Here is a 23,378-nt window from a genome sequence, read left to right as displayed (position 1 = left end):
GCCTACCTGTGAGTTACCCGCCATCGTGCGTCGACGGTAGCCGGAGCTGTCGTGGGTGCGTCCTGGCGTGACGCGTGCTTGGCGCACGGTCACTCCCCCGGGTAGACCACCCCGAGCTGACGGCGGATCTCGTCCATGAGACCCATGACGCGCAACGTCTCGGCGTGTGGCATGAGGGGCGACTCGCGGCGGCCGTCGCTGATGCGGCGGGCCACCTCGACGGCCTCGAAGTGCAGCGCGTGCAGGTCGTCGGCACCGTCGAAGGTGTCGAGCACCTCGCCGTCGTTGCTGACGAGACGCACCTGCGTCGGGAAATAGAACCACCCGTCGAGTTCGAGGCGCCCTTCGGTGCCGGCGACGACGGCGGTGTTGGGCGTCTGCGTCGCCATCGTCGTGCCGAGACCGGCGATGGAACCACCGCCGCGCAGGGTGATCGTCTCGCATTCGTCGACGCCCTGCGGCGTGAGGATGCCGGTGGCGACGACGTCGTCGACCTGCGGTATGAGCATCGCCGCGAAGCTGAGCGGGTAGATACCGAGGTCGAGGAGCGCACCGCCGGCGAGGGCGGGATCGGACAGGCGCCGGGGCCCCTCCGGGTAGAGCGCCTGACCGTGGTCAGCGGCGATCCAGCGCACGTCACCGATGAGGCCGGCGTCGATGGCCTGACGGATCACGTCGTAGTGCGGCAGGAAGCGCGACCACATGGCTTCCATGACGAACACGCCGGCGCGCTCCGCCGCCTCGAGCACCTCCCGAGCCTCGGCGGCGTTGCGCGTGAATGCCTTCTCGACGAGGACGTGCTTGCCCGCCTCGATGGCGAGCAGTGCGTGGTCGCGGTGCGCGCTGTGTGGCGAGGCGACGTACACGACGTCGACGTCGTCGTCAGCAACGAGTTCGCCGTAGGATCCGTAGGCCGTTGCTCCGGAGGCGAATTTGTCGACGAACTCTTGCGCCCGCTGAACATTTCGAGAACCGACGGCTACGATGCGTTGCGACGTCCGCGCCGTGAGCGCTTGCGCGAACGTGCGGGCGATGCCGCCGGGCGCGATGATGCCCCAGCGCAGGCTCGGTGCGTCCATGGGGTCGAGGGTGCGTGGCTGCGGTAGTGAACGGTGCGTCATGGTCACGACGATAACCGCGCGGGCACCCTTCGTTCGGCTCGGCGGGCTCGCGTGCACGGCGCCGGATGCCCGACCGCTCAGGTGCGGAGGATTTCGACGGTGACGCATCGCACCCGAACGCGCGCCGCCAGGTGCGCACCCCGCGTCAGCAACGTCGCGCACCCCAGCCGATCGGCACGCTCGCGGTCCGAGCGACGAGCGACATCCCTCGCCCGCGCGGCCCACCCTTCAGGTGCGCAAACCCGCGTCAACGACGCCGCGCACCCCGAACCGTCAGCGCACGAGAACGTGCCCGACGTCTGTCGAGACGCGATGCCAGCGGGCCGTGCCATACACCGTCGCGACGTCACCGACGGCGAATCCGAGCGCGTACAGCCCGAGCGCGGCCCCGGTGGGCAGCCCGTCGGCGCCGCCGAGATCACCCTCGATCGGGCGGTTCCAGACGCGTTCACGGAGCTGTTCGACGGCTGCGGCACCGGCGCCCTCGGGAGTTCCGGTGGCGACCTCCTCGATGCCGACGCGCGCGACGTGCACGAGACCGTCGACGGGCAGGCGCGCCAGCGGCGACCATCCGCTGCGCGGGGGCGTGACAGCGGCCCAGGACGTGCGCACCGTCATCGGCGGGATCTCGAGCGTGAAGGCGCCATCGGATTCGTCGACGACCTGGGGGCTTGCACCGGGCGCGGTGTTCGGTACCGCACCTTGCGGGGAACCGCGGCGAGCCAGACGATCGGCGACCGCCGCCAATGGGACGACGACATCGACCTGCTCGTCGACGGCGCGCGCGAGCGGCAGCACCCGCAAGCCGATGACGGTGCCCTCCCCCATGAGTCCGCGGCCCTTGCGCACGCCGACCCACGCGGCGAGCGTCGATCCACTCGCCTGGAGGCGGATCGCGCCGTCGGCGTCGAGCGTGCGCGCGCGGGCGACGTACGTCGTCAGGTCTGCGGCGACCTGGGCGTCGGCGAGCTCCAACCCGTCGCTCACGCCGAGGCCTCGCGGCGCTTCTCGGCAGCGCGGTGGCGGAACGGCACGGGCGGGCCGACGAAGCGTCGCAGCTGCGTCTTGTCGTGCTCCTCGAGCCGGCGCGGCTGCTCGGTCTGGAAGTCGTAACCGACGAGCGTCGTCTCCGCGAGCGCGTACGTCGTCGAACCGTGCCCCCCGTCGCGCACCTCGTACCCGACGTCGTACGCCGCGCCGCCGAGGTGCGTGATCCACATGGCGACCTCGATCGGCTCGATGCGGAACAGCAACGGCGCCCGGTACTCGATCTCGTGACGCGCGACGATGATGCCCTCGCCGACGACGGAACGCTCACGACCGAACCACTGCGCGAACGCGAGGATGCGGGCGTCCTCGAGCAGACGCAGGAACTGGACGTTGTTGACGTGGCCGTAGGCGTCCATGTCCGACCACCGCAGCGGAACGGGCACGACGGAGGCATAGTCGGGCGCGTAGGTCATGGCGGTCATTATCCCCCGCGCCCAGGCCCGATCACCAACCGACGGCGGTGTCATGTCACGCGGTTGCGCGCGGGAGGCGCCGTTCATGGGTAGCCTCGCCTCGTGACTTCCCTCGTTTCGATCGAACCGTCCGACGACCCGGTCGGCGACCTGCTGAACATCCTCGACGTCCGCCCGGTGGGCAGTGCAACGATCTCCGCGTCCTTCGACGAGGACGGTGAGCGCCGCGTCGACCTCGGTCAGAGCGCCGCGGACCTGTTCGTCGGCGAATCGCAGCCGCAGCCGCACGGGCGCATCTTCGGCGGGCAGGTTCTCGCGCAGTGCATCGTCGCGGCCGGCCGCACCGTCGGTGAGATCAAGCCCGGGGCGCCGCGCCACATCCACTCCCTGCACGGGTACTTCCTGCGCCCGGGGGACGCTGCGCAGCCGGTGCGTTTCGCCGTCGAGCGACTACGTGACGGTGGGTCGTTCTCCGCGCGGCGCGTGCACGCGATCCAGAACGGCGCGCCGATCCTCAGCGTCATCATGAGCTTCCAGGAGGACGCCGGCGGCATCGACCACCAGGTGACGATGCCGGACGTGCCGGCCCCCGAGTCGCTGCCCACGACCGCGGACATCGTCGGCGACATCGATCACCCGATGGCGCAGCACTGGGCGCGCGGACGCGCTGTCGACGTTCGACACGTCGAGGGCGGGCTCTATCTCGCGCCGGCGGACGAACGTCAGCCGTTCCAGAACCTGTGGATGCGCACACTGCGTGAGGTGCCGAACGACCCGCTGCTCAGCGCTGCGATCCTCGCGTACGCCTCCGACTACTCGATGCTCGAGGCGGCGATGCGCGCCAACGGCATCGCCTGGTCGTCACCCGGCTACCGCGCTGCGAGCCTCGATCACGCGATGTGGTTCCACCGACCCGTGGATCTGACGCAGTGGATCCTGTTCGCGCAGGAATCACCCTCGACGTCGGGTGGGCGCGGCCTCGGCGTGGGGCGCATGTTCACCGAGGACGGCACCCTCGTCGCCACCGTCGCGCAGGAGGGCATGATGCGCCTCAAGGACGCCCCCCGCCCCTGACCTCGCGTACCGCCATCCCCTGCACGACTGCGATTCCCGTCCCCATCTGCGATGTTCGTGCCCATCCGCGATTCTTGGTCACATCCGTCGGGCTGCGACGCATGGGCGCTACGTTGAGGGGCATGACTGATTTCGACGCTGACATCACGCTGACCGGGTCCTTGGTGCGGTTGGAGCCCTTGACGCTCGAGCATCATGACGGCCTCGTGGACGCCGTCAACGACGGCGAGATGTGGACGCGCTGGTACACGAGCGTTCCGCGCGCTGACGGTGTTCGCGCGATGATCGAGCAGCGCCTCGCATGGCGCGAGTCGGGGTTCATGGTGCCGTTCGTCGCGGTGCGGCTGGCGGACGAGCAGGTGTTGGGGTGCACGACGTTCTACGACATCGTCGACGCGGTGCCGCGCGTGTCGATCGGCTACACGTGGAATCGCGCGTCGACGCACGGCACGGGCACGAACGCGGAGAGCAAGTTGTTGCTCATGACGTACGCCTTCGAGACGGTCGGGGTCGAGTGTGTGCGGTACGAGACGAGCTGGATGAACCAGCAGTCACAGGCCGCGATCGAGCGTCTCGGTGCCAGGCGTGACGGCGTGTTGCGCGCCGATCGTCGCGAGGGCAACGGCGCATTGGGCGACAAGGTTGTCTATTCGATCCTTGCGCACGAGTGGCCGGCCTCGAAGGCTTCTCTCGAGGCGCGCCTCGCGAAACGGCGCTGACCCGTCAGCCCGACGGTCCGGACCCCCAGACCGCAGCACCGACTGCGCCGGCGATGCCGGCCGGCTCTGACGGCGCGGCGGCACCACGAGCACGCGTCATGACGCAGCCCTTCCCCGAGCCCAATCCGTCCCCCACCTCACGACGCAGGGACAGCGGACAGTGACCCGGCGCACCATGGACTCTGGATGACAGCAACGCCCCTCACGAACACCGAGCGTGCGAGGTGTGAGTGAGAGGCGTTGCTGTCATCCAGCCCGGAGGCCTGTCGCACCGAGGTGGCGCGGCGATCCTGGGCGAGCCCGCGAGCTCAGGATCCGCGCCGCCCGGAAGACGGGTCGAGGGAGTATCAGTCGCGTGTCCTTACCGCGACTTCGTCAGCGCTTGCTGCGGCAGGATCCTCGCTTCGCTGCGGTCCTACCTTGGCGCGCTTGATCCTCAGTCGCGTGTCCTTTCCGCGACTTCGTCAGCGCTTGCTGCGGCAGGATCCTCGCTTCGCTGCGGTCCTACCTTCGCGCGCTTGATCCTCAGTCGCGGGTGAGCCGGCGGTGTGTGACGCGGTGGGGGCGTGCTGCTTCGGCGCCGAGGCGTTCGATCTTGTTCTTCTCGTAGGCGTCGAAGTTTCCTTCGAACCAGTACCACGCGGCGGGGTTCTCGTCGGTGCCTTCGTAGGCGAGGATGTGCGTCGCGACGCGGTCGAGGAACCAGCGGTCGTGGCTGATGACGACGGCGCAGCCGGGGAAGCTGAGCAGCGCGTTCTCGAGGGATCCGAGGGTTTCGACGTCGAGGTCGTTGGTCGGTTCGTCGAGCAGCAGCAGGTTGCCGCCCTGCTTGAGGGTGAGGGCGAGGTTGAGGCGGTTGCGTTCACCACCGGACAGGACGCCGGCCTTCTTCTGCTGGTCGGGGCCCTTGAACCCGAACTGCGAGACGTAGGCGCGTGCGGGGATCTCGACCTGGCCGACCTGGATGTGGTCGTTTCCTTCGGAGACGACCTCGAACAGAGTTGATTCGGGGTCGATGCCGGCGCGGTTCTGGTCGACGTAGCTGATGTTGACCGTCTCACCGATCTTCACGGTGCCGGCGTCTGGCTCTTCGAAGCCGACGATCGTCTTGAACAGGGTCGTCTTGCCGACGCCGTTGGGGCCGATGACGCCGACGATGCCGTTGCGCGGCAGCGTGAACGACAGCCCGTCGATGAGGACGCGGTCGCCGAAGCCCTTCTTCAGGTCGTTGACCTCGATGACCTGCGCGCCGAGGCGCGGGCCCGGCGGGATCTGGATCTCCTCGAAGTCGAGCTTGCGGGTGCGCTCGGCTTCGGCGGCCATCTCCTCGTAGCGCGCGAGGCGTGCCTTCGACTTCGTCTGGCGGGCCTTCGCGTTGGAGCGGACCCACTCGAGTTCTTCCTTGAGGCGCTTGGCGAGCTTCGCGTCCTTCTTGCCCTGGACGGTGAGGCGCTCCTGCTTCTTCTCGAGGTACGTCGAGTAGTTGCCCTCGTACGGGTAGAGACGACCGCGGTCGACCTCGCAGATCCAGCCGGCGATGTTGTCGAGGAAGTACCTGTCGTGGGTGACGGCGAGGACGGCGCCCGGGTAGCTCGCAAGGTGCTGTTCGAGCCAGAGGACGGATTCGGCGTCGAGGTGGTTGGTGGGCTCGTCGAGCAGGAGCAGGTCGGGCTTCTGCAGCAGCAGCTTGCACAACGCGACGCGGCGCTTCTCACCACCGGAGAGGACGGAGACATCGGCGTCACCGGGCGGGCAGCGCAGGGCGTCCATGGCCTGCTCGAGCTGGGAGTCGATGTCCCACGCATCGGCCGCGTCGATCTTCTCCTGGAGCTTGCCCATCTCCTCCATGAGGGCGTCGAAGTCGGCGTCGGGTTCGCCCATCTCGGCGGAGATCTCGTTGAACCGGTCGAGGTCGACCTTGATCTGGCCGAGGCCTTCCTCGACGTTGCCGCGCACGTCCTTCTCCTCGTTGAGCGGTGGCTCCTGCAGCAGGATGCCGACGCTGTAGCCCGGGGACAGGCGTGCCTCGCCGTTGCTGGGCTGGTCGAGCCCCGCCATGATCTTGAGGATGGTGGACTTGCCGGCGCCGTTGGGGCCGACGACGCCGATCTTGGCGCCGGGGTAGAACGACATCGACACGTCGTCGAGGATCACCTTGTCGCCAACGGCCTTGCGCGCCTTGGTCATGGTGTAGATGAACTCAGCCATGCGCCCGAGGCTATCGGTTGCAAGCCGTTCGACGCGACTTTCCGCGGCGCGTGCGGGGCCCGACGTCCGCCCGGCCGGGCGGTGACGTGCTCACCGCCCGGCCGGCCTCGCCGTCTCAGGCGTCGACGAGCGCGCGGCGCCCCTCGGTGGCTTCCTCGTCGGACGCGGGTTCGCTGCGGCCGAACTGCTCGTTCTCCACCGTGCGCGTCACCTCCGTGACGATGTCGTCGGCGAGGCGGTCGGAGCTCGGGATGACGGGGTCGGAGCACTTCGTGAACGACGTCTGCCCGAACTTGTGGGAGGCGCCGATGTCGTGCGCGTCGATCTGCACGCTCATGCGCTGCGAGCCGTCCTGCGCGACGTACTGACTGAGCCGCAGCCGACCCGAGACCATGACGTGCTGACCCTTCGCGAGCGAGTGATAAGCGTTGCCCGCGAGCGTGCGGAACGCCGTCACGCTGAAGAACTGCGACGCACCGTCGCTCCACGTGTTCTCCTGCGCGTTCCAGCGGCGTTCGTTGACCGCCATCCGGAACGTGAGGAACGCATCCCCTGTCTTCGTCTGGCGCAGCACCGGGTCGGTGACGACGGTGCCGCTGATGTCGATCGCTACCTCGTTCATGGTGGTTCCTCCACTGCGGCCGCGGCCGCGTCAGGCATCGCGCCGGCCACCTCGGCCGGTCGTGATCCCGACGCTAGGCAGGTTCGTCCGCCCCGCGCGTCCCACCGTCACCGATGCTGTGGATAGGCCCTCCCGTGCGCTGCCTGGGAGGGCAGATTCACAGCTGGCACGGCTCGCCTGGGGACGGCCGCGACGCAGCGTCACCATCCCCAGCCCGGAGCCGAACCACGTCACCCCCGCGCCTGACCCACGGCCGTACCGTCCGCAGAGCCCCCACCCACCAGCACCGCAACCATCGCCCGCGGCTCAGGCAGACGCCTCCGCGAGCGCCCGTGCCGTGTCGTCGTGGCGCCTCACGACCGCCTCGACGGGCGCGATGATGCGCTCCGACGCCACCTGCGCGATGGCCTCGTCGAGGCGCTCCTGCGCATCCTGACGTGCGCGTCGGGCTCCCGTCCGAGCGAGGGTCCGCGTGAGGACCGTGAGCAACAACCCCGCGAGCAACCCGCCGGCGAGCATGACGAGCGGGATGGGCAGCCAATCACCCGCCATCGTCGGGACGCCCACGTGGATCTGCATCGTGCCGAGCAGCGCGAGCACGATCAACCACGCGGCCCCGGCCAGCGCGACACCGGCGAAGGCCCACTGCAGCGCCGACGCCGCGGCCCACCAACCCGGGAAGCGTCCGCGCAACGGCGTGCGCAGCACGGCCTGGTCGAGCGCGTCGGCCATGGCGCCGTCACGCCCCGTCGCGGCGCTGCGCACCTCGTCTGCCCAGGGGTCAGGCAGGCCGTCCGCAGCCTTCTCCCCGAGACGCCTCGTCGCGAGGTCGACCGCAGCGCGCGCGGCCGGCGTCGCGGGAGGCAGCGACGACTTGCCGAGCACGACGCGCCGATCACCGCGGCTCATGCCGTCGGACACCTGCTTGTCGAGCCCGAGCCGCGCGAGCGGCCGCGCCTTGAGCTTCTGCGACCATCGCGTGAACGGCCATCCGGTGCGCCGTGCCGCCTCTGTGCGGTAGTCGCGCTCGACGGCGTCGAGCACCACCCCCACACCGGCCGACTGCGCGAGGGCGGAGACGAGCTCGGCGTTCGTCCCACTCGTGCGATGCTCGCGCACCGCTCCGACGTGCGAGCTGAGCCGCTGGGCCTGATGCCGCAGATCGCCCGCGAGGCGCCGATCGGCGGCATTCTTGGCCTGCACGACGTCCGCGAGAGCGTCCACGAGGGTCGTCACACCGCCGTCGACGACCGTCGAGGTGGGCAGCACGAGCGCGTCCGTCAGCCCGTCCTCGACGAGGAGGCGACTCAGGTCGGCGAGGCAGCTGTCGGCCCCCTCCGGCGTCAACCGATCGGCCTGGTTGAGCACGACGATCGACGTCGCCTTCGCGACCGCGAGCTGGCGGACGTACTGCTCGTGAAGCACCGCGTCGGCGTACTTCTGCGGGTCGGTGACCCACACGAACAGATCGCACAGCTCGAGCACGCGATCGGCCTCCGCACGGTGCTCACGCACACGGGAGTCGAAGTCGGGAAGGTCGAGCAGGACGAGGCCGTCGAGCTCGGCATGACGTGGCATCGCGGCCTGCACCTGATGGCGTGAAGGCACGTCGAGCCAGTCGAGCAACTCGCTCGGAACGCTCTTACCCCAGACCGCCGCGGCGGCCCGTGACGTCGTCGGGCGGCGCGCGCCCACCCGCGAGACGGGCTCACCGACGAGCGCGTTGAACAGGCTCGACTTGCCGGAGCCGGTCGCCCCGGCGAGCGCGACGACGGTGTGGTCACCGCCGATCCGTGAGCGCTCGGCGACACGCGCCAGCAGCTTGCGGGCGACGGCGACATCGTCCGCGGGCAAGGCGGGCCCACCGAGCGTCAGCGCGCGTTGCAGCGCAGCGGCGCGGCCGTCGACCTCCTCGCGCGTGATGGGGGCGACGACCTCGGCGCGTTCGCGCCGCTCGCGTCCGAACGGCTTCCAGCTCATCGCGCCTCCTCGACGTGGGTGAGCGCCGTCTCGATGCGAGCCGCCGCCTGCTTCGGCAAAGCCACCTCACCGAGCGCAGCGTGGTAGCGACGTTCCTCGGCGGCGAAGAGCGCCTCGACGCGCTCGATGAGCAGACCGCGGGCCGCCTTGGCGAGCGAGCGGACGGCCTGGTCGCCGAAGATCGCCTCGAGCAGGCGCTGCGCGAGCACGGACGAGCCGGCGGAGATGCCGACCTCAGCGCCCGTCAGGCCGCCGGTCGAGGCGAACGTCACGATCATGAGCAGCACGGCGATGCCGTTGACGCCGAACGCGAGAAAACGCGCCGTCGAGCGCTTCTCACCGGCTTCGGAGCGGACGAGCTCGAGCACGTCGCCCTGCCAGTCGCGCACGAGCCGCTCGATGTGGTCGGCCACCTGCGGACTGGCTGAGGTCAGCTCGGGGTGACGCGCCACGAGCGGTTTGCCCGCGTCGTCGAGGCGCCAACCGCGGCCGGCGTCGAGAGCTGCCGATTCAGCGTGTGAGGTGACCAGCTGCGCCACCCCGGACTGCAGCGCCTCCCCCAGATCCCTCGCGGGTGCGGCCTTCTCCGTCCGCGCGGTGAACAGAGCGGAGACGCGGTCGCGCAGGCGGCTGACGCCGGCCTCGAACTGCTTGAACAGCTCACCCGTGCCGACGAACTCCTGCCACCGCGCGAGCACCTCGCCGCGCAGCAGCGTGCCGTCCTCAAGACCTTCGGCCACCTCCTGCAGGTGCTCGCGATAGGCCTCGTGGGCCACGTCACTCAGCCGGGCGTGGGCGTCCTCCTGGGCCCGCGCCGCCGCGACGCTCGCCCGTGCGCGCGGCGCCAGCGAGTCGAGGGCGCCGTCGAGGGTGCGGCGGATGACGGCCTGCCGCGACATCGCGTCACTCGCGAGCGAGTTGAGCCACTCGGTGATGCGCGCGACTTCGGCCTGCGGCAGCATGCCGAAGTCGTCGAGCGGCGATTCGGCGACCGCGAACACCGGCGCACGGCCCAGCCCCTGCGCGGCGAGCATGCGCGCGAGGTCGGCCTGCACCTCGTCGATCGCCTCGCGCGGCACCCGGTCGAGGACGACGGCGACGGACGTCCCGCGCTCCGTGGCCTGCTCGAGCATCTCCCACGGCACCGCGTCGGCGTAGCGCACCGCGGTCGTGACGAACAGCCACAGGTCGGCGGCCGACAGCAGCTGTCGGGCCAGGTCGCGGTTCGCGGAGACGACGGAGTCGATGTCGGGAGCGTCGAGCAGCGCCAGTCCGCGCGGCACGGACGCCGACGCGACGAGCCGCAGCGACGACGGGTCGTCACCCTGCGTCGCACTGCCGGTCAGGCGTGACAGGCCGGGCAGCACCCGCTCGTCGATGAACCAGTGCGTGTCGCTCGGGTGGTGGATGAGAACCGACGCGCGCGTCGTCGGGCGCAGGACACCCGAGCGCGTCACCTGCTCGCGCACGATCGAGTTGACGAGCGTCGACTTGCCCGCACCCGTCGATCCACCGATGACGGCGAGCAGCGGCGCGTCGAGCGATTCGAGGCGGGGCATGACGTAGTCGTCGAGTTGCGCGACGAGCTCGTGCTGCGAGCGCCGAGCGACCGCCGCGTCAGCCGTCTCGAACGGGAGGACGTTGGCCGCGACGGCGGCGCGCAGCTCACCGACTGCTGCGTGCAGCCGGGCGGCGTTGAAGGGTTCGTTCACCCTGTCAGTCTTGCTGTTGCGCGCGTGCGGCTCAACTCGCTCGGCGCATCGACCGTTCCCGGATGCCATGACGGCGCTGTGGCATCGACGCCTGATGCCCTGCCGACCACGTCGCCATCCCGCGCGCTCCTACACCTCCGAGCGTCGTCGCCTTTGAGCGTCGTAGCGCTTCGAGCGTCGCCGCGCCGTCAGCCCTCGAGCAGCGTCTGCCCGACGTAGGAACCGTCGCGCGCGCCCGGCGGAATGGCGAACAGCCCGGATCCGGTGTGCTGCAGGTATTCCATGAGGGCATCCTCGCGGGACATGCGCATCTGCATCGGGATGTACTGCGTCGACGGGCGGCGCACGTACGCGAGGAAGAACAGACCCGCGTCGAGGCGACCGAGCGCGTCGTTGCCGTCGGTGAAGTTGTAGCCGCGCCGCAGCATCTGGACGCCCTTGTTGTTCTTCGGGTGGGCGAGGAAGACGTGTGAGTTCTTGGCGATGAGGGGCTTGTTCTCGCGGCCGGTGACGTCGAAGCGTGGTTCGTCGAACTCCTTGCCGCCCGACAGCGGCGCTCCTTCGGCGCGGTCGCGGCCGATGAGGGTCTCTTGCTCGCGCAGGCTCGTGCGATCCCACGTCTCGAGGTGCATCGTGATGCGGCGCGCCACGAGATACGAGCCGCCGGCCATCCAGTCGGCTGCGGCATCGTCGCCCTTCGAGACCCACACGTGCTCGTCGACGACGTCCTGCGACTCGGCCTTGATGTTGGCCGTGCCGTCCTTGAACCCGAACAGGTTGCGCGGCGTCGCCTGCGCCGTCGACGTCGAGCTGGTGCGCCCGAAGCCGAGCTGCGCCCAGCGCAGCGCGGCGAGGCCGAAGGCGATGCGGGTGAGGTTGCGGATGGCGTGGACGGCGATCTGCGGGTCGTCGGCGCAGGCCTGGACGCAGAGGTCACCGCCGCTTCGATGCGGGTCGAGCTTGTCGGCCGGGAAGTGCGGCAGCTCGCGCAGTTCCTTCGGCTGCTTCTTCGCCAGGCCGAAACGATCCTTGCCGTCGCTCGTGCGGAACAAGGTGGGGCCGAAGCCGAACGTGATCGTCAGGCCGGCCGCGCCGAGCCCGTCGGCCTCACCCGTGTCGGCCGGGGGGGCGTCGTAGGACGTCACCTCGTCCGACGCCGGCAGCCCGCGCATCATGCGTTCGGCGGCGGAACTCCAGGCGCGTAGGAGCGTCTCGAGGTCGTCTCGGGTGCTCGCGGTGACGTCGAACGCGGCGAAGTAGAGCCGGTCCTGTGCCGGGGTGACGATGCCGCTCTGGTGGGCGCCGAAGAACGGGTAGGTGCGCGCCGAGGCGTCGGGAGCCGGGTTCGCGGAAGCCTGAGAGGCACCCCACCCCCCGGCGAATCCGGCCAGCCCTGCGGCTGCGCCGCCTCCTGCGACACCGAACATCCCGCGGCGCGACAGCTGCGTCACTTCACCCATCCTTCTGCACGTCGTGTCGATCCGCCCTGACGCGGATCCGGTCGCTGCGATCGTCGTGACAACCACCGTCGAAGCGCCCTACCCAGGGTAGGGCGCCTCGACGCCGGTGTCAGGACGTGACGGTCGCCGTCAGCTTCGACAGCGGTTCGCTGAGCGCGTTGACCGCGTCGGAGAGTTCCTTGACCTCGGCCTTCGACAGCTTGTCGTAGCTCTTGAAGACGGCGTCGTCCCCGGAACCGGAGACGCGGTGCTTGTCGAGCAGCTTCTGCAGCGCCGCGAACTTCGTCGCGATCGACGTGTCGAGCTTCGCGTCCTTCTTCTTGAGCAGCGGACGCAGGTTCTCCCACGCGATGCGTGCGCCGTCGACGTTTCCCTGGAAGTCGTAGAGGTCGGTGTGCGACCAGATCTCCTCCTCGCCGGTGACCTTGCCCGTGGCGACCTCGTCCATGAGGGACTTCGCGCCGTTGGCGATCTTGTCGGCGGTGAACGTCGTCGTCTTGGTGCGCGTCTCGAACGTCTTGGTATCGCTGAGGAGCTGGTCGGCGATCTTGTTGCGCTCGGTCTTGCTCATCGCGGTGTAGCCCGACTTCGGCGGCCACAGATCCTTCTCGATCCGGTGCCAGCCGGTCCACTCCTGGCCCTTCTCGAGGTCGGCCTCGCGCAGGTCCATCTTGGGGTCGAGGTCACCGAACGACTCGGCGACGGGCTCGACGCGCTCCCAGTGCAGGCGCGCCTTCGCGTACAGGGCGCGCGCCTCGGCGTCCTTGCCGCTCTTGTAGAGGTTGACGAACGTCGTCGTCTGCGCGCTCAGCTGCGTCGCCTGATCCTTGACGTAGGCCTGGTACTGCTTGTCGGCCTCGTCGACGAGCGCCTTGTCGGCCCCCGTCGGTGTCAGGTCGGCGCCCGAGTCGGTGACGGTGAACTTCGACTGGATGCCCTTGCCGACCATGCCCGGCTTGCAGGCCGTGTAGTACGTGCCCGGCGCGGCCTTGACGACGAGTTCACGCGTCAGGCCCGGTGCGATGTTCTCGACCTCGCCGACGATGCGGAGGCGGTCCGAACCGAGCAGGTAGAACTCGGTGACCTTGTCGCCGTCGTTCTTGACGCTGAACGACAGGGTGCCCGAGGGCGCCTCCGAGGCCGAGACCTTGCACTCGCTCGACGTGGAGGAGACCGTCAGCTTGCCGTCGTCCTTGGAATCCTTCGAGTTGCTCGTGCACCCGGTGAGCGCCAAGCCGGCGATGCTGGTGAACACGAATGCCCGTGCGGTGCGGGTGGGGAGAATCATGCTGTTGCCTTCTGCTTCGTGGCCACGGCGGAGCCCAAGGCCTTCGGGGGGTGGGGTGCGCGCACGCGCACGATGAACATCGGCAGGACGATCGCGATGTAGGCAACCCAGACGGCGAGCTCGAACCACGTCGTCGCCGGTGAGAAGTTGAACGTGCCCTTGAGCAGCGTGCCGATCCACGACGACGGCGGGATCTGTTCGCTGACGTCGAACGCGAGGGAGTTGAGGCCCGGCAGCACACCGCTCTCCTGCAGGTCGTGCACGCCGTACGCGAGGACGCCGGCCGCGACGAAGATGAGGAAGCCGCCGGTCCAGGTGAAGAACTTCGACAGGTTGAGCGACAGCGCACCGCGGTAGAGGAGGCAGGCGATGACGACGGCCGTCAACAGGCCGAGCCCGGCGCCGATGAGCGGCGCGCTCGACGAGCCCTCCCCCGAGCTCGCAGCCTGCGTGGCTGCCCACAGGAACAGGGCGGTCTCGAGGCCCTCACGGCCGACGGCGAGCATCGCCACGACGACGAGGGAGGCGCGCGAGGCGTCCGCGGCGCGGTCGACGTGGCTCTTCAGATCGCCCGACAGGCTGCGGGCGGAGCGTGCCATCCAGAAGATCATCCAGGTGACGAAGCCGACGGCGACGATGGACAGCGTGCCACCGATCGCCTCCTGGGCCTCGAACGTCAGGCCGCGGGGGCCGTACGTGAGGGCGGCGCCGAAGGCGAGGGAGATCGCGATGGCGGCGGCGACGCCGAGCCAGATGCGCCCGAGCAGGTGGCGCCGACCCGACTTCACCAGGTAGGCCACGAGGATGACGACGACGAGCGACGCCTCCAGCCCCTCTCGAAGCCCGACCAGATAGTTGCCGAACACCACGCACTCCTCACAGCCAAACGTTTAGGTAAGGCAAACCTAAAGCATGGAGGAGCCTGAGAGTGCATTGGGGTGGTATGAGGGCATGGTGATGTGACGTGATTCGCGTCGCGAGGAGGTGATGCGGGGCCCACGACCCCGATGTGGCGGAGGCGGGCGGCTCAGCGCGCGGAGCAGGGGCGTCATGAGCGAGTCATGGGCCTGGCATCCGCGCGCGGCGATGCAGCGTCACCTGAGCACAGCAGCGCAACGCACGCCGCGGTCGAGCCGCTTCGGTGCCCCCGGCGAGATTCGAACTCGCGACCTAGAGATTAGAAGGCTCTTGCTCTATCCAGCTGAGCTACAGGGACTCACCCGCCGAGAGCGGGTAAACAAGAAAACCCCCAGATCGCTCTGGGGGCCACTTGCTTGGGGTGAGTAACGGGACTTGAACCCGCGACATCCTGGACCACAACCAGGTGCTCTACCTGCTGAGCTATACCCACCATGCGCCATCCACGTCACCGTGTCAGGCAGCGCGGACGAATATACCCGAAACAGGGCCGCCGCGCCCAATCAGGGCCGCGTCCGGCATCAGGGGCCAACCTCGTAGCGCTTGGCGATGACCTGCGCCTCGTTCGACGTCGGGCCGGGAGCGGGCACGAAGACGGCCTCGCGGTAGTAACGCAGCTCCGCGATCGACTCGCGGATGTCGGCGAGGGCGCGGTGGCCGCCGTGCTTGGCGGGCGCGTTGAAGTAGGCGCGGGGGTACCAACGCCGCGAAAGTTCCTTGATCGACGACACGTCGATCGTGCGGTAGTGCAGGTGCCCCGCGAGCTGCGGCATGTCGCGCTCGAGGAAGCCGCGGTCGGTCGAGACCGTGTTGCCACCGAGCGGCGCCTTCCCGGCCTCGGGCGCATGCCGCATGACGTACTCGAGCACGAGCGCCTGCGCTTCCTCCATGCTGACCCCTTCGTCGAGCTCGGCGAGCAGCCCGGACTTGGTGTGCATGTCGCGCACGAAGTCACCCATCTGCTCGAGGGCTGCCGGCTCGGGCTTGATGACGACGTCGACGCCGTCACCCAGCTGGTTCAGCTCGAAGTCGGTGACGAGCGCGGCTACCTCGATGAGGGCGTCGTTCTCCAGGTCGAGGCCCGTCATCTCGCAGTCGATCCAGACGATGCGGTCGGTGTGGGCGCGGTCGTTGTCAGTCACGGCGAACATCCTAGCGAGCCTCGCGCCCACCATGACGATGCCGCCCCACCCCGCGCTCGGCGGGGTGGGGCGGCAACGTCATGGCGGCGAATCGCGCTGAACAGGTGCTCAGTTCCCCGTGGTGTTCGAGAACCAACGGCGACGGCGCTCCTCGCGCTCCGCCGTCACGGCGCGGTACTCGCGCGTGTTCGGGTGCTCGTAGCGGTTGCGGGCATTCTCGACCTCGGCCCACTTCTCCTCGAGCGGACGCTCGGCCTCGGCCTTCTTGCGCTCCTTCGCGCGCTCGGCCTCCGCCTTCTTCTGCTCGGCCTCGACCTTGTGACGCTGCGCGTCACGACGCTCCCGCTCCTCACGCTTGTGGCGGCTCTCGGCGAGCGCACGACGGCGACGCACCTCGCGCGCCTCGGCGATCTCCGCCGCCTCGCGCTCCGCGGCGTCGTCCGTGGCGCGACGACGCGTCACGCCGTCCGCGCGTGAGGCGCCGGAGCCGTCCGCGAGGTCGGGGGCCTCGTCCTTCGTGGCCGCGGCGAGCGCCGGAGCCGCTTCCTGCGTCTTCGACTGCGGACGCGTCGGACGCTTCTCGCTCGAGCCGGCCTGAGCGGCCATCGTGCGCTCGTCGGAACGCTCCTTGGGAGCCTCGGGCAGCATCGTGCGGACGGCCTCGTCCGGCACGCCGGACGACAGGCGCAGGGCGTGGGCCTGCTCGACGAGCGCGTCGTACTTCTCTGCCTTCTTGTCGATGCCCTTCTCGTCACGCACGGGCAGGAGGATGAGCTCTTCGGCCGGGTAGCCGGTCTTCAACTGGCGCGTGCGCAACGTCTCGGAGTCGAACTCCGCACCGAAGAGCATGGCGAGGTTCGTGATCCACAGCCACAGCAGCAGGATGATCGGCGTCGCCATCGGGCCGTACGTCTTGCCGTAGTTGCCCATGTTGGACACGTACCAGGCGAAGGCGATCGTCCCGATCGCCCAGATCACGAACGCGAGGACGGCGCCCGGGTTGAACATCGCCTGCTTGAAGGGACGCTTCACGTTCGGCGTACCCCAGAACAGCAGCGAGATGATGAAGATGACGACGACGACGACGAACGGCACCTTCGCCCAGTCCCACACCGTCGCAGCCTGCGTGCCGAGACCGACGGAGTCGAAGATCTGCTCCGCGATGCCACCCGAGACGACGAGCGAGAACGCGGCGAGGATCGCGAGGACGAACGCCACGATCGTGACGAAGTAGAGCCACAGCCGCAGCTTGAAGACGGGGCGGCCCTCGGCAACGTCGTAGATACGGTTGCTCATGCGTGAGAAGGCGTTGACGTAGCCCGACGCCGACCACAGCGACACCAGGATGCCGAGGATGAAGGCGAGGCCGGCGCCGCCGCCCTGCAAGTTGTTGATGAAGGTCGTGAACCCCTCGGGGATGTCGTCCTTGTTCTTGCCGACGATCTCCGCGATGGCTTCGATGACGCTGTCCGTCGTCTTCTGCCCGTTGCCGAACAGCCCGATCGTCGAGACCGCCGCAATGATGGCGGGGAACATCGCCTGCACCGAGTAGTAGGTGAGCGACGCTGCCAAGTCGGTGCACTGGTCCTGCGAGAACTTGGCCGCAGCGCGCTTGAACGCGACCTTGTAGTCGGGTTTGGCGTCGAGCTTCGGCGGATCGCCGTACGGGCGCTCCACTCCGGCTTCAGGAAGGCTCGTCATGAGTCGTCTCCGGTGTGTTGTGGTCAGAACTGTTCTGTCTCGAATCTATCGCCCCGATCGCGCCGCGTCCCATCCCCCGCTGGGCGCGTCGGAGGCGTATCGTGTTGCGCCGCACGCGAGGCGCGGCTCGAAGTTGGCCCGAAGTGCCGCTGTCGTCTATAGTTTTTTCTCGTTGCGCCAATAGCTCAATTGGCAGAGCAGCTGACTCTTAATCAGCGGGTTCGGGGTTCGAGTCCCTGTTGGCGCACCAGAAAAGCCGTTGCAGCAGAACGTCGCTATACGTCGTCGCCGCGGTGTCGAAGGGCCGGTGAACACGTGTGCACCGGCCCTTCGTCGTGCGCCTTGACCGCGTCACGACGTCGCGCCAGGTCGGTTCGACGATCATCGGCGACGGGAACGCTCAGTCGGCGTCGTCGGTGGAGATGACGTCCGCCTGCGAGTTCAGCTCGTGGGCCGGCACCCCCCATCTCCTTCTCGGCGTCGCTCTGCTCGTCTCGCGTCGTGTTCTCCTCGTTCGCGGACGTGGCGTTCTTGTCGTTCTCACCGTGCATGGTTGCCTCCCTGCGTTGGCAGCGTTCACTGGTCGCCCCAACCCTTTCACGGGGCGCCCCGGGCGGTCTCCGCGGTGTTGACCGCGATGCTGGGCTTGAGGCTGTTGAGCACCTCGAGCGAGCCGGGGTCGGCGGCGAGCATCTGATCCCAGTGCTCGGCGCGTGCCGGCGGGATGCAGCCGTCGGTGACGGCGGCGCGCACGGCGGCCTTACGCTCGGCGGCGAGCTGGTGCTCACGCGCCTCGCGGCCGGCGCGGGCGTCAACGACGAGCTGGGCGTGGGTGACCTCGTCGACGACGACCATGCCCTCGGGCACGGTGTTGGTCGCACGCTCATACCCGTCGACCTTCTGCTCGACGGGCTCAAGTGGACGCGCGACGTCGACGAGCTCGCCGACTCCTGCTGGGTTACCTCGGACGTCGTACGCTGCCGCCTCAGGCACCCGCACCCGGCCGAGGGAACCCTTGTCGAGGACGTCCCACGCCAGCACCTCGGCGTCGCATGACGAAAACGCCCCCGGGCTCCTTCGGAGACCGGGGGCGTCAAAGCTTGCTGGGGCCGACCTACTTGACCGTTCCGTCCCACGTGGCGACGGTGCCACTCATCGTTGACACCTCGACCGTCAGCTTGTCACCGGGTGTCACGGCGTACGCGACGGTCCACGAAAGCTTCCTCCCGGGCAGGACCTTGACGTACGGACTGCTGCCCACGTCGCCATCCACGATCGTCGACACGGAGCGTTCCCCCGACGTCGTGGACAGGGAGATCTCGCTCGCGTCAAACGTCTCCTTGGACGAATTGTCCAGCGTGATCTTGAACTTCCGATACACCGACCCCTTCGGCGCTTCTTCATCGAGTGCCGCCGTGTCGCTGGGAGTATACGGCTGCAGGGCAGAGAGGGTGATCTTGCGCCCCGTGGGAGAGGTGAACGTGTCACCGAACGCCAGCGGTGCCCCAGCCTCGCCTTCAGACCCGGACGCCCCGTCGTCTGTAGCGGCCGATGACGCGGCTTCCGAGGTCGTGGACTCGTCGCCTTCCATCGCAGGTGACGGTGACGCAGAAACGCTAGTCGTGACGGTCTTCGTGACCGTGGAGGACGACGAGCCTCCGCACGCACCAAGAGCGAGCAGCGGCACGACAACGAGGGGGAGGGTTCTCTTCATGAGGCGATGATATGGGCTCGCGGATCGCTGAACGCGCTGATGTGCCCACCAATCGGCGGCAGGTTCGCGGCCATCGCGGACGCGAGCGCGTCGACGTCGGAGCGCGCGGACGCTTGCCGGCGCCCTTCTCGACGATGACCATCTGCGAGCACCCGGTGGTGGGGTTGACGACGCGGTCGGTGCGGTCGCCGGCGAAGCGTAAGCGGGCCGGTTCCCAGGTGTTGCGGTAGAAGGTGGGGCGCTTGATGGGTTCGCGGCCTTGTTCGTGAAGACGAACTCGTCGCGTGTCCTGGCGAAGGACTCGACGCGTAGGAGGCGGAACAGGTCCTGCGGGGCGCCGAGGGTGCGCCGCGACTTGGGCGTCTTGGGCGGTCCGAGGACGGCCTTCGAACCGGCTTTCCAGGCTTGGCGGACGTGGATGCTGAAGGTCTCGAAGTCGATGTGCTTGACCTGGAGGGCTGTGAGCTCTCCGAAGCGCATGCCGGTGGCGGCGAGGGCGTTGACGAAGGTGCGGTAGTCGGGGTCGACGCACTTGAGGAGGCGTTCGAACTCCCAGCGGGTGGGGTAGATGTGCTCGAGCGCGTCGAGGGTGCGCGGGATGCGGGCTCCCTCGGCGGGGTTGCGGTTCATCTTGCCGGCGCGCACGGCGGCCTTGAATGCGGCGGAGAGCACGGAGTGGCGGTTGCGGATGGTCTTTGACAGGTAGCCGTGCTCGTCGTGCATCCAGCGCACCCAGCGGCGCACGGCGTCCTCGTCGACAAGGTCGAGGGGCGTGCCGGCGAAGAAGGTGTCGATGTTGGTGGTCACGACGCGGTGGTACTCGGCTCGGGTTTCGCCGGTGATGTCGGAGAGGGAGTCGACGTACTGGTGAGCCCAGGGCCCGACCTGGCTGGCGGGGGCGAGTTCCTTGCCGCGGTCCCCGTCGGGTCTGATCGGGGCTTGACCCGAACCCTAGAAGCGAACACCGACAGCGCTAACGCAAGAACGGCCAGGGAAGATGTTCCCTGACCGTTCCCCCAACACAACGCATGTGCTGCATTCCGTTGCACTGCAACGGTTGTCATGGTGCGCCAACAGGGACTCGAACCCCGAACCCGCTGATTAAGAGTCAGCTGCTCTGCCAATTGAGCTATTGGCGCAACGAGGAAAAACACTACATGAACGGCAGGTGCGAGGCCAAATTCGTGTCAGCGCCTGCGCCTCCCCCGTCGCGACGGCTCGGAGAAACACGCGTGGCCCGCTCGTCGCGGGACGAACGGGCCACGTCGGGAGGCGGCGCCGTGGGGCGCCCAGTGTCAGGAGCGAAGGCGCTTCGCGAGGCCGACGAGCACGAGCAGCCCACCGAGGCCGCCGAGACCCATCGCGACACGGTCGGAGCGCAGGTCGCCGTCAGCAGTGCGGGTCGCGTCGGTCAGCGCGAGGCGAGCGCTCTCGGTCTGACGCTTGGCGATCTCCTTCGGCTGCGCGCGGAACGCGAGCTCGTCGATCGTGCCGGCGAGGCGCGAACGCGACGCGGCGAGCTCAGCTTCGATCTGCTTGGCCGTCTTGGGTGCCATGGTGGGTCTCCTTGCCACATGCGGAAAACTAGGATCTTGACTCAAAGGTTAACGCACCAGACGGATTCGCTCAGGAGGACTTCACCCATGGCACGCCTCGAAGCTGGTACACGCGCCCCCGACTTCACGCTGACGAGTGACGCCGGCACCCAGATCTGCCTTGGCGACTACGCCGGCCGCAAACTCATCATCTTCTTCTACCCCGCCGCGATGACGCCAGGATGCACCACGGAGGCCTGCGACTTCCGCGACTCGCTCGCACCGCTGCAGGCCGCGGGCTACGAGGTCATCGGCATCAGCCCCGACGCGCCCGCCAAGCTCGCGACGTTCGTCGAGAAGGAGCAGCTGACGTACCCGCTGCTGTCGGACGAGTCGAAGACGACGCTCGAGGCGTACGGCGCCTACGGCGAGAAGAAGCTGTACGGAAAGCCCGTCGTCGGCGTCATCCGTTCGACGTTCGTCATCGACGAGAACGGCGTCATCGAGCTCGCGCGCTACAACGTCAAGGCCACCGGACACGTCGCGTCACTGAAGAAGGCCCTGAAGTTCGAAGCCTGAGCGCGCCCTGACGCAGGGTGGGCGCGGCCCCGCCGCGGTTCTGCCCCACGCAGGATGGCGGACAACTCACGTGTAAGCCCGTCACGACTCGCCTCCTCGTGAGTTACCTGCCATCCTGTGCAAGCGTCGGCGTCGGCATGGGCTCGGACGACGTGACGTAGGATCGTCGGCGCTGCGCCTGTGGCGGAATTGGCAGACGCGCCAGATTTAGGTTCTGGTGTCTTAGACGTGGGAGTTCAAGTCTCCCCAGGCGCACCGAGGACGAGGGCGGCACTCGCAGACGCGGGGCCGTCCTCGTCGCATGTCGAGTGTGGTGCTCGGGTGGGCTCGAGTTGACGGGCCCCACTCGGCAGGCGAGCGGCCATCGCCCGGATCCAAGACCCGCCCAGGTTGGCCCGCTCCCTCACCTCGCGGGCAACCGAGACCGATTCGCAACCGAAAACGCCCTCCCCTGACGTCGCGGCGGCTCTACTGTGAGCCCAGCACGTCACGACGCCCCAGCCGAGCACGAACGCCCCAGCTCGTCCCGGCCGGCGCACCCGTCGTCGGAGGAAGCCATGCGACACACCATCACGGCTGCAGTCTCACTCTGCGCCCTCACCACCCTCGTCGGGTGCTCGGGCGGATCGTCGACGAGCGGTGACGCCTCGTCATCAGCGTCGACGTCGGCCTCAGTGTCGGCCGCGTCCACGCCCCCATCGTCCACCGCCTCGGCTCCTGCGAGCGGGTCGTCGTCGGCAGCGCCGTCATCGAGTGCCAGCGGCACGAACGGCGCATCCTCGAGCGCAACGAGCGCCGGCGCCTCGAGCACGACGGTCCCCTACCCGACCAGCCCGGCGCCGTCGTCGTCCGGCGCGTTCAGAGTCGAGATCACCTCCGTGACGTACGCCAACGGTGCGTACGACGCGGTCGTCACGACGCGCCCCGGCGCCACGTTCTTTCTGGCCCCGACCTCCCCGGGCGCCAACGGCATGTCACCGTCAGCATCGGCGGGGGGCGTCTGCACTGCGGGAACCAAGGGCGTCCAGGGCATGCTGACGACGTACTCGCTGCACTGCCCGGGCGAGCAGAATGCTGCGACGCTCCTCATCGTGCGCGTCGCGGGCGGCGGCTCGGGAGCCAGCGTCGCCACCCCCCTGGCTGTCGGCACGACGCCGTGAAGCGCGCCCGTCGCGCGATCGCGGTCGCGACGCTCCTCGCGCTCACCGGCTGCTCCGCGCAGGCCATCACCCCGGCGTCCCCGTCGTCGAGTCGCATGACGCGGCCCTCCGTCGTCCCCACCATCGATCTGCCCGAGGGCACGGGCCCGACGGATCCGGATGTCCCCGCCGAAGGTTCGACCGATGCGCCCGAATTCGTCCCGACACAGATCTGGGTTCGTTCGGCGACCTACACCCGGGGCTCGTACGCCCTGACGCTCGCGACTGCGCCCGAGGCCGACTTCGTTCTTCAGGACACGCGAGCCGCGGGCGGTGGGCAGCTCATCCAAGGAGGTGACGCTGATCCCCAGTGCAGCAAGACCTCGGAGAAACCCCTGTCTGCACCGATCAAGGGTGCCCTGAAGAACGTCACCCACCTCGTGACCCTGACGTGCCACGTCACCGGCGCGCTGAAGCGTCCTGCCATCTCCGGCCTCTGGGGCGACGCCACGCACACGGGCGCGACCTCGGCGATCTTCGCGCTCGGCGATGCCAAGGCCCAGGGCAGTCCGCAGACAGATCCGGACGCGCCGATCCAGGCCGACCAGCCCGTCGACACGCAGGTCGTGTCCGCCCACTACCAGGGCGAGAACGTGACGGTGACGGCGTGGGCCACCGAATATGCCGCACTCACGCTCGCCGTCGCTGAGGCCCAGGACACGAATGAGTTCCCTGAGTGCACGACGGCCTTGTCGCCCGAACATCGCCCGGGTGTGAAGACGCCGACACAGCAACGGCTGTTCACGATCATCTGCTCGAACGTCAAGCGCCCGACGACGTGGGGGCTCGACGTCGCTCAGGCCACGGGAGAACTGGGTCAGGATGCGGTCTTCACGAGCACGACCGTACAGCTGCCGTGGAAGGCAGCGCCATCTGGTGCGCGGTCAGGATCCGCGTCGGTTTCATCGACGTCGGCGACGGCATCGACCTCGGCGAAATAGCT

The 23,378-nt window shown here is 68.7% G+C and carries 21 protein-coding genes and 5 tRNA genes; 7 read left to right on the top strand and 19 right to left on the bottom strand.

Going from position 1 to position 23,378, the window contains the following annotated elements:
• Nucleotides 1-89 precede the first annotated feature (89 nt).
• From HMPREF0321_RS09285 to HMPREF0321_RS09275, 3 genes are all read right to left on the bottom strand, one after another.
• Nucleotides 90-1,121, bottom strand: a complete 1,032-nt coding sequence (locus HMPREF0321_RS09285) for a Gfo/Idh/MocA family protein (RefSeq protein ID WP_040014806.1) — start codon at nucleotides 1,119-1,121, stop codon at nucleotides 90-92.
• Nucleotides 1,122-1,394: 273 nt separating this feature from the next.
• Nucleotides 1,395-2,108 carry a hypothetical protein gene (locus tag HMPREF0321_RS09280; protein ID WP_006945867.1) on the bottom strand — a complete coding sequence of 238 codons (714 nt, stop codon included), beginning with the start codon at nucleotides 2,106-2,108 and terminating at the stop codon, nucleotides 1,395-1,397.
• Nucleotides 2,105-2,584: a thioesterase family protein gene (locus tag HMPREF0321_RS09275; RefSeq protein ID WP_006945998.1), complete on the bottom strand. Its 480-nt coding sequence runs from the start codon at nucleotides 2,582-2,584 to the stop codon at nucleotides 2,105-2,107. Before HMPREF0321_RS09275 ends, HMPREF0321_RS09280 begins: the two co-directional genes overlap by 4 nt.
• A 102-nt stretch (nucleotides 2,585-2,686) precedes the next feature.
• Here HMPREF0321_RS09275 and HMPREF0321_RS09270 point away from each other — a divergent pair, with 102 nt between their 5' ends.
• Together HMPREF0321_RS09270 and HMPREF0321_RS09265 are read left to right on the top strand one after the other, a co-directional pair.
• Nucleotides 2,687-3,658 carry an acyl-CoA thioesterase II gene (locus HMPREF0321_RS09270; RefSeq protein WP_006945875.1) on the top strand — a complete coding sequence of 324 codons (972 nt, stop codon included), beginning with the start codon at nucleotides 2,687-2,689 and terminating at the stop codon, nucleotides 3,656-3,658.
• A 122-nt stretch (nucleotides 3,659-3,780) separates the two neighbouring features.
• Entirely contained in the window at nucleotides 3,781-4,377 is a 597-nt protein-coding gene (locus HMPREF0321_RS09265; protein ID WP_006945991.1) for a GNAT family N-acetyltransferase, read from the top strand.
• 525 nt (nucleotides 4,378-4,902) lie between these two features.
• On the opposite strand, the gene ettA is transcribed toward HMPREF0321_RS09265, so the two are convergent.
• From ettA to HMPREF0321_RS14940, 11 genes are all read right to left on the bottom strand, one after another.
• Nucleotides 4,903-6,585, bottom strand: coding sequence for an energy-dependent translational throttle protein EttA (ettA, locus tag HMPREF0321_RS09260; protein ID WP_006945958.1), 1,683 nt, complete (start codon nucleotides 6,583-6,585; stop codon nucleotides 4,903-4,905).
• A gap of 115 nt (nucleotides 6,586-6,700) precedes the next feature.
• Nucleotides 6,701-7,207, bottom strand: coding sequence for a single-stranded DNA-binding protein (locus HMPREF0321_RS09255; protein ID WP_006945968.1), 507 nt, complete (start codon nucleotides 7,205-7,207; stop codon nucleotides 6,701-6,703).
• Nucleotides 7,208-7,513: 306 nt separating this feature from the next.
• Nucleotides 7,514-9,187, bottom strand: coding sequence for a GTPase family protein (locus HMPREF0321_RS09250; RefSeq protein ID WP_006945916.1), 1,674 nt, complete (start codon nucleotides 9,185-9,187; stop codon nucleotides 7,514-7,516).
• A complete protein-coding gene (locus HMPREF0321_RS09245; RefSeq protein ID WP_006945985.1) occupies nucleotides 9,184-10,899 on the bottom strand; it encodes a dynamin family protein in 1,716 nt (571 codons plus the stop codon). Before HMPREF0321_RS09245 ends, HMPREF0321_RS09250 begins: the two co-directional genes overlap by 4 nt.
• Nucleotides 10,900-11,087: 188 nt before the next feature.
• Nucleotides 11,088-12,359 (bottom strand): iron uptake transporter deferrochelatase/peroxidase subunit, encoded by a 1,272-nt coding sequence (gene efeB / locus HMPREF0321_RS09240; protein WP_050786543.1) that lies wholly within the window; start codon nucleotides 12,357-12,359, stop codon nucleotides 11,088-11,090.
• Between the two features lie 109 nt (nucleotides 12,360-12,468).
• A complete protein-coding gene (gene efeO / locus HMPREF0321_RS09235; protein ID WP_050786542.1) occupies nucleotides 12,469-13,647 on the bottom strand; it encodes an iron uptake system protein EfeO in 1,179 nt (392 codons plus the stop codon).
• Nucleotides 13,644-14,513: an iron uptake transporter permease EfeU gene (gene efeU / locus HMPREF0321_RS09230; protein ID WP_006946001.1), complete on the bottom strand. Its 870-nt coding sequence runs from the start codon at nucleotides 14,511-14,513 to the stop codon at nucleotides 13,644-13,646. The genes efeO and efeU overlap by 4 nt, the downstream gene beginning before the upstream one ends.
• A 276-nt stretch (nucleotides 14,514-14,789) precedes the next feature.
• Nucleotides 14,790-14,863 (bottom strand) — tRNA-Arg (locus HMPREF0321_RS09225).
• Nucleotides 14,864-14,922: 59 nt separating this feature from the next.
• A tRNA-His gene (locus HMPREF0321_RS09220) sits at nucleotides 14,923-14,998 on the bottom strand.
• 88 nt (nucleotides 14,999-15,086) lie between these two features.
• Nucleotides 15,087-15,716: an oligoribonuclease gene (gene orn / locus HMPREF0321_RS09215; protein ID WP_006945921.1), complete on the bottom strand. Its 630-nt coding sequence runs from the start codon at nucleotides 15,714-15,716 to the stop codon at nucleotides 15,087-15,089.
• Between the two features lie 99 nt (nucleotides 15,717-15,815).
• Nucleotides 15,816-17,408 (bottom strand): YihY/virulence factor BrkB family protein, encoded by a 1,593-nt coding sequence (locus tag HMPREF0321_RS14940; RefSeq protein WP_083803251.1) that lies wholly within the window; start codon nucleotides 17,406-17,408, stop codon nucleotides 15,816-15,818.
• Nucleotides 17,409-17,582: 174 nt separating this feature from the next.
• On the opposite strand from HMPREF0321_RS14940, the gene HMPREF0321_RS09205 reads away from it, so the two are divergent.
• A tRNA-Lys gene (locus tag HMPREF0321_RS09205) sits at nucleotides 17,583-17,658 on the top strand.
• Nucleotides 17,659-18,005: 347 nt separating this feature from the next.
• On the opposite strand, the gene HMPREF0321_RS09195 is transcribed toward HMPREF0321_RS09205, so the two are convergent.
• The 4 genes from HMPREF0321_RS09195 to HMPREF0321_RS09180 all read right to left on the bottom strand — a co-directional run bounded on the left by HMPREF0321_RS09195 (nucleotide 18,006) and on the right by HMPREF0321_RS09180 (nucleotide 20,678).
• Nucleotides 18,006-18,449 (bottom strand): hypothetical protein, encoded by a 444-nt coding sequence (locus tag HMPREF0321_RS09195; protein ID WP_006946038.1) that lies wholly within the window; start codon nucleotides 18,447-18,449, stop codon nucleotides 18,006-18,008.
• A 73-nt stretch (nucleotides 18,450-18,522) separates the two neighbouring features.
• A complete protein-coding gene (locus HMPREF0321_RS14935) occupies nucleotides 18,523-19,929 on the bottom strand; it encodes a tyrosine-type recombinase/integrase (RefSeq protein ID WP_006945912.1) in 1,407 nt (468 codons plus the stop codon).
• A 256-nt stretch (nucleotides 19,930-20,185) separates the two neighbouring features.
• Nucleotides 20,186-20,261, bottom strand: a tRNA-Lys gene (locus tag HMPREF0321_RS09185).
• Between the two features lie 156 nt (nucleotides 20,262-20,417).
• Nucleotides 20,418-20,678 carry a DUF3618 domain-containing protein gene (locus HMPREF0321_RS09180; RefSeq protein ID WP_006946019.1) on the bottom strand — a complete coding sequence of 87 codons (261 nt, stop codon included), beginning with the start codon at nucleotides 20,676-20,678 and terminating at the stop codon, nucleotides 20,418-20,420.
• An 87-nt stretch (nucleotides 20,679-20,765) separates the two neighbouring features.
• On the opposite strand from HMPREF0321_RS09180, the gene bcp reads away from it, so the two are divergent.
• Entirely contained in the window at nucleotides 20,766-21,236 is a 471-nt protein-coding gene (gene bcp, locus HMPREF0321_RS09175; RefSeq protein ID WP_006945970.1) for a thioredoxin-dependent thiol peroxidase, read from the top strand.
• Between the two features lie 174 nt (nucleotides 21,237-21,410).
• A tRNA-Leu gene (locus HMPREF0321_RS09170) sits at nucleotides 21,411-21,491 on the top strand.
• A gap of 232 nt (nucleotides 21,492-21,723) precedes the next feature.
• Here the strand turns inward: HMPREF0321_RS09170 and HMPREF0321_RS09165 are convergent.
• A complete protein-coding gene (locus HMPREF0321_RS09165) occupies nucleotides 21,724-22,047 on the bottom strand; it encodes a hypothetical protein (RefSeq protein ID WP_006945929.1) in 324 nt (107 codons plus the stop codon).
• A gap of 67 nt (nucleotides 22,048-22,114) precedes the next feature.
• On the opposite strand from HMPREF0321_RS09165, the gene HMPREF0321_RS09160 reads away from it, so the two are divergent.
• Complete coding sequence (locus tag HMPREF0321_RS09160; protein ID WP_006945861.1) at nucleotides 22,115-22,396, top strand: hypothetical protein; 282 nt, start codon at nucleotides 22,115-22,117, stop codon at nucleotides 22,394-22,396.
• Nucleotides 22,393-23,376, top strand: a complete 984-nt coding sequence (locus HMPREF0321_RS09155) for a hypothetical protein (protein WP_006945933.1) — start codon at nucleotides 22,393-22,395, stop codon at nucleotides 23,374-23,376. Before HMPREF0321_RS09160 ends, HMPREF0321_RS09155 begins: the two co-directional genes overlap by 4 nt.
• Nucleotides 23,377-23,378 lie beyond the last annotated feature (2 nt).

The sequence above is a fragment of the Dermacoccus sp. Ellin185 genome (assembly GCF_000152185.1).
Taxonomy (GTDB): domain Bacteria; phylum Actinomycetota; class Actinomycetes; order Actinomycetales; family Dermatophilaceae; genus Dermacoccus; species Dermacoccus nishinomiyaensis.
Note: the sequence above shows the minus strand (reverse complement) of the source record. Positions and strands in the feature narration are given on the sequence as shown.

Bases quoted from the DNA above. Each gene is read 5' to 3' on its own strand.
- HMPREF0321_RS09285 (WP_040014806.1), bottom strand. From the start codon at position 1,121: ATGACGCACCGTTCACTACCGCAGCCACGCACCCTCGACCCCATGGAC.
- HMPREF0321_RS09275 (WP_006945998.1), bottom strand. From the start codon at position 2,584: ATGACCTACGCGCCCGACTATGCCTCCGTCGTGCCCGTTCCGCTGCGG.
- HMPREF0321_RS09265 (WP_006945991.1), top strand. From the start codon at position 3,781: ATGACTGATTTCGACGCTGACATCACGCTGACCGGGTCCTTGGTGCGG.
- ettA (WP_006945958.1), bottom strand. From the start codon at position 6,585: ATGGCTGAGTTCATCTACACCATGACCAAGGCGCGCAAGGCCGTTGGC.
- HMPREF0321_RS09255 (WP_006945968.1), bottom strand. From the start codon at position 7,207: ATGAACGAGGTAGCGATCGACATCAGCGGCACCGTCGTCACCGACCCG.
- HMPREF0321_RS09250 (WP_006945916.1), bottom strand. From the start codon at position 9,187: ATGAGCTGGAAGCCGTTCGGACGCGAGCGGCGCGAACGCGCCGAGGTC.
- efeB (WP_050786543.1), bottom strand. From the start codon at position 12,359: ATGGGTGAAGTGACGCAGCTGTCGCGCCGCGGGATGTTCGGTGTCGCA.
- efeO (WP_050786542.1), bottom strand. From the start codon at position 13,647: ATGATTCTCCCCACCCGCACCGCACGGGCATTCGTGTTCACCAGCATC.
- orn (WP_006945921.1), bottom strand. From the start codon at position 15,716: ATGTTCGCCGTGACTGACAACGACCGCGCCCACACCGACCGCATCGTC.
- HMPREF0321_RS14940 (WP_083803251.1), bottom strand. From the start codon at position 17,408: ATGACGAGCCTTCCTGAAGCCGGAGTGGAGCGCCCGTACGGCGATCCG.
- HMPREF0321_RS09180 (WP_006946019.1), bottom strand. From the start codon at position 20,678: ATGGCACCCAAGACGGCCAAGCAGATCGAAGCTGAGCTCGCCGCGTCG.
- bcp (WP_006945970.1), top strand. From the start codon at position 20,766: ATGGCACGCCTCGAAGCTGGTACACGCGCCCCCGACTTCACGCTGACG.